12 protein-coding genes and 1 pseudogene are annotated in these 12333 nt (G+C 52.0%); 2 read left to right on the top strand and 11 right to left on the bottom strand.

What is annotated here, in order from left to right:
* Positions 1–157: 157 nt before the first annotated feature.
* Positions 158–448 (bottom strand): helix-turn-helix domain-containing protein, encoded by a 291-nt coding sequence (locus ACESTD_RS16050; protein ID WP_009039935.1) that lies wholly within the window; start codon positions 446–448, stop codon positions 158–160.
* A 232-nt stretch (positions 449–680) separates the two neighbouring features.
* Positions 681–926 (bottom strand): annotated as a pseudogene (locus ACESTD_RS16055) (DDE transposase); the annotation flags it as partial.
* A 454-nt stretch (positions 927–1380) separates the two neighbouring features.
* Here ACESTD_RS16055 and ACESTD_RS16060 point away from each other — a divergent pair.
* Both ACESTD_RS16060 and ACESTD_RS16065 read left to right on the top strand, forming a co-directional pair.
* Entirely contained in the window at positions 1381–1872 is a 492-nt protein-coding gene (locus ACESTD_RS16060; RefSeq protein ID WP_011107087.1) for a S24/S26 family peptidase, read from the top strand.
* Positions 1863–3530 carry an ABC transporter ATP-binding protein gene (locus tag ACESTD_RS16065; RefSeq protein ID WP_032851328.1) on the top strand — a complete coding sequence of 556 codons (1668 nt, stop codon included), beginning with the start codon at positions 1863–1865 and terminating at the stop codon, positions 3528–3530. Before ACESTD_RS16060 ends, ACESTD_RS16065 begins: the two co-directional genes overlap by 10 nt.
* Positions 3531–4029: 499 nt before the next feature.
* Here ACESTD_RS16065 and ACESTD_RS16070 read toward each other — a convergent pair whose 3' ends face one another.
* The 9 genes from ACESTD_RS16070 to ACESTD_RS16110 form a co-directional block, all read right to left on the bottom strand.
* Entirely contained in the window at positions 4030–4614 is a 585-nt protein-coding gene (locus ACESTD_RS16070) for a RagB/SusD family nutrient uptake outer membrane protein (RefSeq protein WP_055235376.1), read from the bottom strand.
* Positions 4615–4619: 5 nt separating this feature from the next.
* The gene (locus ACESTD_RS16075; protein WP_192912722.1) at positions 4620–4880 is read right to left on the bottom strand and encodes a hypothetical protein; all 261 of its coding nucleotides are present in this window, start codon (positions 4878–4880) and stop codon (positions 4620–4622) included.
* Positions 4834–5100 carry a hypothetical protein gene (locus tag ACESTD_RS16080; RefSeq protein WP_015532628.1) on the bottom strand — a complete coding sequence of 89 codons (267 nt, stop codon included), beginning with the start codon at positions 5098–5100 and terminating at the stop codon, positions 4834–4836. Before ACESTD_RS16080 ends, ACESTD_RS16075 begins: the two co-directional genes overlap by 47 nt.
* A 27-nt stretch (positions 5101–5127) precedes the next feature.
* On the bottom strand, positions 5128–5379 hold the full coding sequence (locus ACESTD_RS16085; RefSeq protein WP_373159008.1) for a hypothetical protein: 252 nt from the start codon (positions 5377–5379) through the stop codon (positions 5128–5130).
* Positions 5380–5809: 430 nt separating this feature from the next.
* Complete coding sequence (locus ACESTD_RS16090; RefSeq protein ID WP_015532630.1) at positions 5810–7012, bottom strand: OmpA family protein; 1203 nt, start codon at positions 7010–7012, stop codon at positions 5810–5812.
* Positions 7013–7129: 117 nt separating this feature from the next.
* Positions 7130–9664 carry a fimbrillin family protein gene (locus ACESTD_RS16095; RefSeq protein ID WP_373159007.1) on the bottom strand — a complete coding sequence of 845 codons (2535 nt, stop codon included), beginning with the start codon at positions 9662–9664 and terminating at the stop codon, positions 7130–7132.
* Positions 9665–9733: 69 nt separating this feature from the next.
* Positions 9734–11893 (bottom strand): hypothetical protein, encoded by a 2160-nt coding sequence (locus ACESTD_RS16100; protein ID WP_373159006.1) that lies wholly within the window; start codon positions 11891–11893, stop codon positions 9734–9736.
* Positions 11894–11919: 26 nt separating this feature from the next.
* Positions 11920–12120, bottom strand: a complete 201-nt coding sequence (locus ACESTD_RS16105) for a hypothetical protein (protein ID WP_015532633.1) — start codon at positions 12118–12120, stop codon at positions 11920–11922.
* Positions 12121–12172: 52 nt separating this feature from the next.
* Complete coding sequence (locus ACESTD_RS16110; protein WP_225011880.1) at positions 12173–12331, bottom strand: hypothetical protein; 159 nt, start codon at positions 12329–12331, stop codon at positions 12173–12175.
* Positions 12332–12333: the final 2 nt, after the last annotated feature.

A 12333-nucleotide genomic window follows, 5' to 3' on the forward strand; every position in this document is an offset into this window, starting at 1 on the left:
CTTGGCGCGGGCCGTTCCCCGACCGATGAGTTTTCTAGAGATAAATAATGCGTGACACAGTTTATTTTACACTACCCTCACAAAGATAGTCGCGGTCTTGCTTTTCATAGAGGAAATATACGAAAAAAGCAGTATAAATACAAATTCATCACTTGATTTAACGAAGATAACTTCTATAATTTTTTTCCAATACCGATTGCAATTTGGAAAGAGGATAAAGGAACTTGCCACCTATAACAGTATAAGCTATCCCCTTTTCATCCTGCAACTTTTGCAAAGTCCTGCTTGATATATGTAACATACTACATACCTGCTCACCAGTCATATAAACCTCATTAGCTACAGGAACCTGCAAATTCTGAAATTCAAGAATTTCCTTTGAGCATTTTCTAAGCATCCTCATTATCATAATATATTCTTCTGATTGTTTTGTAATTACCCCATCCATACTCTAACTCTATTTATGGATATTCAGTAAATGTTCCTCTTTCTTCTAAATTAAGAAAAAAGTTTTACTTTACGTGAGCTTTTCTCTTGATTTTTTCGTTCAATTCTCCCAGTCTTCTATCTTTTTCATAGAACATTATTTACATATTCTTATTTTTTCTTCCCACCCATGCATTATGTACATATATTTTTTAGGGGAAGTTAAAACCTCTCCTCTTTTCCTCTTATTTTAGTCAGATTATGCTGCCTTTCTTTTTTTTCTTTTCGACCTTTTCTATCATACATACCGCATTGGCTGTATGTATCCCAAAGAAAACTCAAAGTACTTCCGTTTTCCTGTTTCTGGCTTTTATCCTGGCCAGTGAATAATGTTGTTTCTGCGTTTCAAAACTTCCTTCCAGGCGGGTAGCTCTTTCACGGCTGAATTCCGACCGTAAGATTCTCCGAAATCGCTCATCTTTGGCGGCTCTGCCCTTACGCTTGGACAATAGGGCATTAAAGGGCAGATTTCCCGTATATGCGCCTCCTTATTCTCGAATTATGGGCGTAAGTCACATGGTTATGAAGAGATATCTACCCTTTAATGGGGAGAACAGCCGGCTAATATCTGATGGAAATGCCCAACAAATCACAGGAAAATAGCCACGCAATAGTCTGATACACAATAATTATTGGAGATACGTGGTCCGCTCCTGCGGACAGCAAGTTGTCTTTTGGGTAAACGAAAACCAGACGGTTTAACAGCGCGTTACGCCGTTAAACCGTTACCCATTCCATGCTCCAGAGTCGCTTCATCATATAATTTGATAGCTTCACCTATATTATCACTTGGGACGTTTACCAACAGACTCCCTTTCCTTTTTTCTGTTCGATGCCCTACAAAAAGGCTGTTTGCGGCCGCTTATTTCCGTTTATTTTCACTATTTTTGCAGTATGAAAATGAAGACAGACGATACATTCAATCATGCCCATGCCGACAGGCTTCTGCTCCCCAACGCCTCATTGCTTGGGGAGGTGGAGAACATGCTGGCCGACGGACGGTCGGTCATGCTGAAGGCTACGGGAAACAGCATGCTCCCCTTCATTGTCGGAGGGCGTGACAGTGTGCTTGTACGGCGTCCCTCCGGGATACAGGCGTTACAGGTCTGGCAAATCGCCCTGGCACACCTGCCCGACAGCCGGTATGTGCTGCACCGTATCGTCCGCATCCATGGCGCGGAGATTGTCCTAATGGGCGACGGGAATCTAAAGGAAACGGAAAGTTGTCGGTTTCCCGATATAACGGGAGTTGTCACAAGAATTATCCGTAACGGCCGTTATGTGGACTGCGACGCAGGGGGTGAACGGTGCAAGGCGAAGATATGGGGCAGGCTGCTCCCTATCCGCCGGTATTTGCTGTACATATACAGACGGGTATGGATATGAAGGCGGGAATGAGTATGAAAGAAGGAGCGGAATGGCTGTGGAACGCCTCACGGGGATATCGCTCCCCCATTCTGGCGGGTATTCTTGCCGGGACAGTTCGCATCGGCGTGTCCCTCACGTTCGTCTGGTTCTGCAAGCACCTGATAGATACCGCCACCCATCAGGCGGACGGGAACATCATCCTGGGACTGGCGGCCATGGCGGGATGCATCGTCCTGCAACTGCTGCTGTCCGCACTTGTCAGCCGTCTCTATGCGCACACGGAGATCAGCCTGCGCAACAGACTGCGGCAGGATCTGCTCGAACATATCCTGAAAAGCCGGTGGAACGGTCGCGAGACATTCCATTCCGGCGATATGCTCAACCGCATGGAGGAGGATGTCCGTACCGTGACGGACCTGCTGGCGGGTTCCATCCCCTTGGTCGGAACCACGCTGTTCCAACTGGCCGGCGCCGCGCTGTTCCTGTTCTGTCTCGACCGGCGGATGGCTGTCGTCATCCTGCTTATCATGCCGTTGGCGTTGCTGTGCAGCAAGCTCTACATGAAGCGGATGCGGCGTCTGACACGTGAGATACGGGCGACGGACAGCCGTGTGCAAAGCCATCTGCAGGAGAACCTGCAGCACCGCACCCTGATTTCCGTCCTGGAATGCACCCCGGTGGCAGCGGACACGATGTCCTCACTCCAGTCGGGGCTGAAACGGCTGGTGATGCGGCGCAACTCATTTTCCATCTTTTCAAGTATCATGGTGCAGGCGGGGTTCGCCCTCGGCTATGTGACCGCTTTCGCATGGGGAATATACGGGCTGGACACCGGTACGGTAACATTCGGCACGCTGGCCGCCTTCCTGCAACTGGTGGCGCAGGTACAACGCCCTGTCGTGGAGCTGGCCCGGCAGGTTCCGGTGTTTATCGGCGCACTGACTTCCGTGGAGAGGATAGACGAGCTCAACTCCATGCCGCTGGAGGAACAGGGCGAGCCTGTCATCCTGGGTGGCAAGGCTGGTGTCCGTGTGGAGAATGTTACTTTTACCTATCCCGGCGGCAGACGTAAGGTGCTGGAACATTTCACATACGATTTCAAGCCGGGGAGCCTGACCGCCGTGCTCGGGGAGACCGGCAGCGGGAAGAGTACGCTGGTACGGCTGATACTGGCCTTGTTGCAGCCCGACGGGGGAAACATCACGCTGTATGACAAGACCCGGCCCGTGCCCGTTTCTCCACTCACACGGGGGAATTTCGTGTATGTCCCGCAGGGGAATACGCTCGTCAGCGGCACATTGCGCGACAACCTGCTGTTGGGCAATCCCGAAGCTACCGACGGGCAGATGCGGGAAGCGTTGCATACGGCGGCGGCCGATTTTGTACGGGAACTGCCGCAAGGACTGGACACCCCCTGCGGCGAGATGGGAACGGGCATAAGTGAGGGGCAGGCGCAACGCATAGCCATCGCGCGCGGACTGCTCCGCCCCGGTAACATCGTCCTGCTGGACGAGCCCACCTCCTCGCTGGATTCCGATACCGAACGGACGCTGCTGGAACGGCTTTCACATACCATTCAAGGCAAGACCCTCATCATTATCACCCACCAGGAACAGACGGCACGGCTCTGTAACGCCGTTATCAGGATGCATCCGGTGGGCTCCCCCGGCAAGTGACGCCTACGTGAGACTGCGGGATGGCCGGGAACGGGGCCGATCGCGCAGGTATAAAACAAAAGCAGGGAAGTCCGGGGCTTATCCCGGCTTCCCTGCCGACGGGGAGGCGGCATCATTGCTATGCGTGCAGTCCGACTGCCATATCAAACTGGTTGGATGTTGAGATGAAATTATGGCACGCATGCCCGCTTCCCTTCGTATATAATTCCTTATCCGGATGATACGCCGCCTCCCGATGACGGACAGCCGCGGTATGAATTCCGATAAATACGGTATTCCAAATATCCATATCCGAACCACGCCTGGCCCGGATATGGATAAGCAAACAAAACAAACAAATGATAGCGGATTTAATTCGTACAGCCGGAAATACCACATTCCACGGCTGTGGTATGAACCCGCCAGGGGTATATATTGTTCTGACAGTGTGTCGTATTCATGGTTCATACAGTTCCTACAGGGCGGAATTGTCCATGTCTTGTGCCGCACTTCCCTGTTGTCAATATCCCGGATTTTGCGTAAGCGCGGGCAAAAGGTTTATTTCGGATTGCGGAAAAGGCATGAGAAGCTCGTAGGCTTCGCATCCGGCCACGGCCTGTGCCTGCCCGGTCCGTTTCAACATGATCCAATAGCCCCAGTCTTGCTTCCGCGTTTTCCATTCGTCCGGCAGGGCCGACTTGTCCGCAGTGTCCTCCATACCGGCCTCTTTGAGCAGCAGGGCGGTTTTCGCGGGTGTATAGTTCGCAAGGCTTTCACCGAAAACGCGGTACATTTCGGGCTCGGACGATTCCTCGACCGCAATGCTGAAATCGGACTGACAGTCGCGAAGCAGGTATCCCGCCTCGTCATTGTAGCCCAGGCTCAAAGCGATTTCGGCACGGAGGGCCTTGACGGTCTCCATAGTGATGCGCCACCCGCCTTCGGGCAAACGGGTGATGTCTTGCAGTTCATTGAGCAGTCCCCAACAAAGGTCTTGCGGTGACCGTACGGGGGAATGCAGGATTTCATCGTAATTGTTGGAAGTGGCGGGCACCGTAATGTAAGGCACACTGCCCCACAGTTGTGACAGGTTGTAATAGACCATGCATCTCAAGGCTTTCGCCTCGTTGATGTAAGCGGTACGCTCATAGGAGCCGTCAAAGGCTTCAAGGCATTTATCACCATATTGGCGTTGCTGATGACAAGGTAGGCCGCACTCCACACATCGGCCACATGACTGTCATACGGAGTAATGACGGACGCAGGGTGTTCATCAAAGTCTTTCCCCGTAAGCCTTATCTTCTCCAGCAGCAACTGCCTGTACTCATAACTCCGTAAGTTGCTGTAAATGCCAAGGATTGCATTTTGCACAGCTTTCCTCTTCCCAGAAACTTTCTTCCTCGTTGGGATAGATCGGAGCCGGTTCTAATACATCACAATTGTTTTCCACCTCCTTTCTCAGCTCGTTGATTTTTTCCTCGCCTCCATCGTACCGGGTAAGCATGACGGCGGAATCACCATCGGTGAGCGACATGCTGTTGCCCGTAATGCCTGCCACCGCGACAAGCACTTCCCCTACTGCGAGTTTCATGGTAAGCAGATTCTCTACGAGCGTGTATTAGAACGACATGCCTTCCACCGTCCATCCCGTATGATATCCGGTCACATCTGGTATTGACGAGTAGGTGTAAGTCACCAACTCCCCTGTCCCTTCCTTGTGAAATTCAACGGTATAAATCGTTCCGTTCTCGGTGCTGTACCAGTTTCCGGTCAAACCGCCCTGCACGATAACATCCTCGTCGGAGTCGGAGCAGGCAGCGAGTACAAAGGCGAACGCCATGAAACATAAAAAAGTGCATATATTCATCATAATTGTATAACAGATGGTTTGTATTCAGATCATAATTCATAATACCATGTCAAGAAATCCTTCCGGAATGACAATTGACAGGTTAATAATTTTTTTTCTGACAAATAGAAATGTAAGGAAGACAGAGTCTTCCGCCTTCCTTACAATCCCCGCGCTTTTCACAAAGGACGGGGAAGGTCTCTTCTAACATTTTTAGGTCCATTCCGCCGGACTCCTCCGGAAAATGAACATGGGGTAACCCATGTGCTTTTCACAAAGGACATAGGCTTTAACATCTTTTTACTTCCCCGGCTATATTTGTTTTCCGGCCGGGAAACGGAAATATGCGGCCTGTCTGAAATCCGGTCTTGTGTATGGAAATCCGCGTCAGGGCTTTCGCCCTGCCTGACGGCTGACCGGAATCGGACAAGTTCCTATATGAACAAATGTTTTATTCCCCACGTGTGATAACCGCACGGCTCAAACGCGGGTCGTTGTAGAACATGTTGTCCACACCGCCCTTGTAGTCGATACGGAGCTGTTTCTCGCTGACGCCGAACTCTTTCACCAGGCAGTTGTAAACGTTCTCAGCGCGTTCCTTGCTCAGGCGTTCGTTGCCCTTGCTGCTGCCCGTTCCCGCATCGGCATAACCGGTGATGGTATATACGGTTTCCGGATCGCCCGACTTGATGATTTCGGCCAGCAGACCCAAGTCGGCGCGCGCCTCGTTGCTCAGCTTTGTCTTGTTGATCTTGAAGGTGACGAGGTTGGCGGCGGCAATCTTCTTCACGATGGTCTGTGCCTTCTGCCTGTCGCCATCGGCAAGGGCTTTCTTCAAGCGGTCGTTCTCCACGCTCATGTCGTTCAGTTTCCGGCGCATGCTTTCCAGGTCACCGTAATTGTAACGGTAAACGGTCTTGCTGCGGTCCCAGCCGCGTTGCTTGAACTTGTACGTCAGGCCGATGGTGGCGGAAAGGTTCCCCTCACCGAAACGGCCGCCGCCCTCACCGTCGAAACGGTCGTTGACGAACATGCCGCGCACATCAAGGTTCAGGGCCAGCGCATCGCAGAAGTGCCAGGAAGTCAGGATACCGAGGTTGGCGCTCACCTCCTTGGAAGATGGAGAGTCATAGACACGTGCCCAGCCGAGGCCGGCATAAGGACTGAGATCCCATTTGCGGTTCTCATTATATCCGCCAAAGAGGTTCAGGACATTGAAGAGCACATCGGCGTGGAGGTTGCCCATCTTGTATTTGGAATACTGGAGGTCGTCGCCCGGCACGCCGGCCCATCCGGGCACATGTTTGCCTGTCCCGTGGGTGATGTCGCATTCCCAGTCATCACGTGTGGCACCCTTGCTTTTCAGTCCGCTGTACATGAAGCGGACACCGATTCCCGGAGTGAACCACTTGCCGATGGCAATATCCAGTGCCGGGGCAATGCGGTCGCCGAAGTCTATTTGCTTGTCATGGTCGCCAAAATATACCTGCCCACCGGCACCCACGCTGATGAACCAGTTGTCCCAGAAACGGTTGGTTTCCACCTTGTACTTGTCCGTGCTGTACTCCACCTTTTCTTCCGTATCGGAAGTCTGTGCGAAGGCCGGACAAAGAGCCACTGCGCACAAGGCGGTCAAAAAGATTTTCTTAGTCATATTCAATCAACTGTTAATGATTTGTTTCTTTATATTACTCTTGGCACTGATAGCCTCTGAAAAGTATTGATGCCAAGAATAAGAAAGTTTTTTGCTTGAAAGCAAGAGACAGGCTTACTACTTTTTCAGCCTTACGACAAAGGTGCCGTGTGCCGCAAGTGAGCCGGTCAATGATGACGAAGCAGAAAGGGTTCCTGCGTCTTTCTGTCCGATAAGGTCTCTTACCGAATAGGATGTGCTTGGGTCAAGAGCATCGTAGTCGGTCATAGAAATGGTATAAGTCGCAGAGTTATCGCTGAGGTTGACAACGGCAATCGCTACATCGCCATTGGCAAGGTCCTTCTGATAGTAATCGATGCCATTGGCACTCTTGATATACTCAGCACCCTGTCCCAGGGCATCTTGGTTGATGGCGATAAGCTCTTCGTTCTTGACAAGCGCGAGGTCGTGCGCCAAGTCGGCCGAACTCATATCCTTGGTCATGTCGAAGCCCAGAAGGATAGGAGAACTCCACATGCACCACATGGCAAACGAGGTCTCGGCTTCGGTTGAAGTGAGTCCACCCGCCTGATTGTAAACGCAGTCGCTCGACGACTGGCCGCTACCGCGGATACCGACGCAAATCATGTCGGCATCGTTGTAACGGTTGATTCCGACATACGGCCAAAGGTGGCGCATCAGTACGATGGTGTTGTGCACACCCACGCCGTTAGCATTCTCATCGCCGTCATTCTTTTTACCAAATAGGCCGCTGCTGATTTTGCCCCACCAGCCGTCGCGGTGATCATAAGTCATGCGCCAGCAGGTCGCACCGGTCTCGGCACCCCACTTCCATGGGTCGTGGATACCCCATTCGCACATGTACAGCATCAGACCGCGGTCTTTGAGCGCCTTGCCCATCTTGGTGTAGAGTTCCTGCGCCTTACCGGACGTGTTCCAGTAACTGCCCAGGCCGTCATATCCATCAACAAAGCTCGATGAAGTTGCACCGGTAGGAGCCATGTCAAGGTCATAATACCAGTCTTCTTTCACGAAGTCATAGCCCCAGTCCTTATAGTCCTGTGCATGGAGTTCCTCGTAGCCGTACGATGCGAAGTACTTCTCGCAGGTCTTGGTTCCGCAATCGGTATAGATACCGGCTTTCAGACCGTAGTCGTGAATCAGGTTCGCCATGCGCGCCATGCCGTTTACGCCATTCGTCGTGGGAAACTTGCTTTCATCGGGAATCTGGTGGCCGTTGTCGTTCTCACTTTTCACCTGCCAGCAGTCATCTACGCCGAAGTATCTGTAACCGGCGTCAATAAGGCCTTTTTCCTTCATTCCTACAAGCTGGCTCGCGAGGATGTCGTAGCCAATCTTGTCTTTAAAGACATTCCAGGTCTGCCAGCCCATCATGGAGGTGGGCGACTGGAGATCGGCGGCCCGGGCGGCCACGTGGAACTTGATGCCTTCTTTATAGGTAGTGCCCCCTACGGTGAATTCCACCGAATAGACATAGTCGCCGGCGGTGGGAGCCTTACCTTCCACAAGGCAGCGGCCGGCGTTCCAGGTCAGTCCCTCCGGCAGGTTGTAGACACGCTTGACGCCATCCTTTACGGGCACAACCGCATGATATTGCTGCGAGGTGCTTTGCGGCACGCGGATTTTGTGCATGAAGGGTTGCCCCGCAATGGCAAAAACGGTGTTGGCGCATGCCAGACGGCTCTGCAGGCCGGTCACCCAAGCGGCGTTCTCCTCCTTGGCATCGGGATTCTCCTCCATCGTCCACTTGTCTTTGAAGCGCGACAGGGTGAGAGGTACCGTGTAATAGGTATTGGACTTGAACGCATCGGCTTTCATCGTCTCGGTGAAGGTGATGATGTGCAGGTTGGTCTTGATCTGAATGCTGATTTCCGTCCCCGCAATGCCCGTGACGGGAGCCACGTTCATGTAGCCGTGGAAGGTGGAGGCGGACAGTTCCGGCGTATCCGTCCATTCCATTGTCACGGTGGAGGCATCGGTGGCCGGCGTGAAGGTGACGGCACGGGTGGAAAGGTCACAAGTGAAGCCGCCGCCGAGCTGCTTGCCGGGGACGGTGAGCGACACGCTCAGCAGCCTTTCACCCGCCACGTCGGTGCCACCGGCGTTGATGTCGAACTTCAAGAAGGCGAAGATGTGCTCGAAAGTGAATCTTGAGGCGGAGCTGCCTTGGGGGGTGCCCACCTTCCAGTCGCCTTCCAGTTCGCGGGTGGCGGTGGAATAGTGCTGGGTCAGCGGCAGCATGCCCTTGAAAGCCGTGGGAGTGGTGCCCGCCGTCTCCGTATAGGGATAGTAGGCATACAGGGGAGTCTCACCGTTCTGGAGATTACCTGCGAAGGAGGTCTTGTCGGTCTCCTGCTCACTTTGGTTGGTGAAGCAGGCATTGGCAGTCGTGGCGCTGTACACGCCGATCCGGTCGGCTGGCAGCCAGTTGATGCCAATCTCTCCGGATGTATACGCTGTGGGATCGACAGCCGTACGTGTCGCTGGCTCTTCAAGTGTAGGAGCTGGGCAAACAGCCTCGATTATGGTGTTGCCTCCCGGTGATAAATCTTGGTCGTAGGCATTACAAGCTATCAGGAATGCCGATGCGGCCAGCACGGTTATTGCGTTTGCAATTGATATCTTTTTCATCTATTTTCTTTTCTATAGAATTAGTTTGCAAGGCTGCACGGCCCGTGTAGCCTTGCAGGTAAAAAGGAATCAGAATACAGTACCACCGTTGGCAATACCCTTCGTGTCACCCGAAGGCTTTGCCTTGGCAGCGGAACGGCGGGCGAGCTTGAACTCCGGATCCGCGTTGTGCTCAATCACGGCCTGGATGCCTTGAGTGGTAGTCGCCTCAGTGCCTACGCAGTTGAACATTACCCAACCCCATGGCTTCAGTGTCGGTTTGTTGATGTTAAGCCAAAGTGCGTTAAGGGTAGAAGCGACTGTTGAAGTAGTGTAAGGGCTTCTATCATTACCACCGCCGCAACCTCCCAAATAGGTCATCGAGAAGTTACGATGTTCGGTTGATTCGTAATTCTGCGCGTATGCGGTAAGAACGGCTGTCGCGTTTGCTTGAACGCCGTCTCGCCAATTATAAGAATAGAAAATTATACCAGTTCGTTCTATCGGATTGGCACAATCAGAGTAGATGAGATTCATGCCACTGCCGTCCAGAGCCCAAGCCGATATGCCACCGGCATTCTTATCAGGTTGAGCGCCATAAGGCATGGGCGAATAATACGGGGCGGTTTCAGCAGCTTGCTCATAGGTATTCATCCATACATTGGCTTTGGACAGTTGGTTCCACGCATCGGTGTATTCACCGTTAAGCTGCACCTTGATAATCACTTTCCCCTTGACGTCACCGATGGTGGTGTTGGGATTGATACCGGTTGCAATCAGTCCCATCTCTCCGGCTTTGTCAAGCACGACTTTCAGGCGGCTGTACAAAGTGGACAACTGTGCCGTAGTTATGCCGCTAATCCAGTCGGAGATGGCGAGCACGCAGAACTCATCCTTGTGGGTTCCGGACATCTCCTTTTGCAGTGCTATCAGTACGTCGCTGAGGGTCCAGAAACCACTGTTGTCAGATTTCAATACGCTATTACCATCAGAATCAGCGATACCCACCGACGTGGATCCGCCATCTATCGAAGAGGTCTGAACGATGGTATTGACATGGCACTGGAACACACGCACACCGGCATTGAACTGGTCTTTCAATTCCATTGTCTGGGTCTTCTTGTATGTGTCCGACATCAGATAGTTGAACGACAGCGCGGAACCCGGCAACGAAATCTCGGAAAGGTAGATGTTCGGATCGAGCTGCGACAGCCAAATCGTGTAATCGAACTTCAAATCTTTAACGTTAATCTTCGGAAGTTTCACGAAATGAATCTGCTTCGGCTTGAAGCTGTTCATATTCAAATTCTTGGTCATGGTCTTTGACTCTGCAGTCACGACCTTTACCTTAAGCGACGTGACATCCGGATTCGGAATCATGAAGGCGCGCACCTTGAGCAGGCTCCCATCGCCCATCATGACACCCACCTTGTCGCCACTGGCATCGGCAAACTTAGTGTCGACTGTTATGCTGTTCGAGGCATCGGCATCGAAGACAAATTTATCGTTTTTGTAATCATACATAAAGCTACCGGCAATAGGAGCGTTTGCCTCGATGATGACCGAGGTGATGCGCACCTTACTCTGTGTATTGCTCCCGGTGGTGCCGTTCACGGTGATGTCAACCATCGATGCGAAGGGTTCGAACTCCAGATTCACGGTCTTCTCGGTAGCGGGATTATAACCCGTTTTCTTCGCGATCATCAGCGCGCAGTCCATGTCAGCGGTAGTCTGGAACTCACCAACCGCTTCGTCCGTCATCACTTCCGTGGTGGAAGCCGTCTGTCTGTCGGGCATTGTGGCAGAAAGCGATGTGTCCTTGCCGCTACCCGACTTTACAGCCTTTGCCGGATACATGGCATAGAAATCGTAATTCGAAACGCCATTTGTCTGCACGCCAACATCGCCGTCTTTGGCAACCGGAGCCGGCTCTACCATGTCCTTCGTGGCCTGGACGGTGTACGAAGCCTGATTGGCGCTTGCCAACGCCTGGGGGGAATAGATGTAGATGTGGTCATACAAAGAAGACTCATAGTTCCAGAAAATCTTCCAGGAGGTAGCGTCCGGATTCGCCACATCCGCGGGATCGTAATAGGTGCGCGTCCGGTTAGACTCAACCGTGGTGCCGAAATCGAATTCCGTACCTTCCGGCAGGGGATCGCTACCCGACATATTGTCATCTGTACAACCGGCAAAGCTTAAAGCCAGCAAAGACCAAGCAAGAGCCGGAATCAAAAATCTCTTATTCATATTCATTCAGATTATGTTCTTATTCATTAGTTATTATCCCAAGAATCATTAGTAAAGTCATTCGCTGTTCCAAAAGATTGGTTGACTTCCTGAGCCGTAGTTGTTGTACCGGGCGACTGAGCCGTGTGATTAGTAGAGCCGCACAGGTTTCCTTCCAATTCCACCTGAGTTTTCTTCGTGGAAGGAGACTCGTAAGTTTTTAAGCCTTTGTTTTCATTTTCGTCCATATACTTTAATGTTTTAAAAAGTTAATGTATCCTTATTTAGTGATAAGCTGCCTTATACGGCTTCCGTATAGGGCAGCATACGCCCCCGTATCTGTAAGGGAGGTTCCGTCATCGCCTCCGGACTTGTCCCGGGACCTCTTGACGGGGCTGTGCCGGCATGGATTGTCTTTTCCGGCCACCCGTTAATCTGATACCTGATTTCTTGTGTCATAA

It is taken from the genome of Bacteroides sp. AR20 (assembly GCF_964250605.1).
Lineage (GTDB): Bacteria > Bacteroidota > Bacteroidia > Bacteroidales > Bacteroidaceae > Bacteroides > Bacteroides uniformis.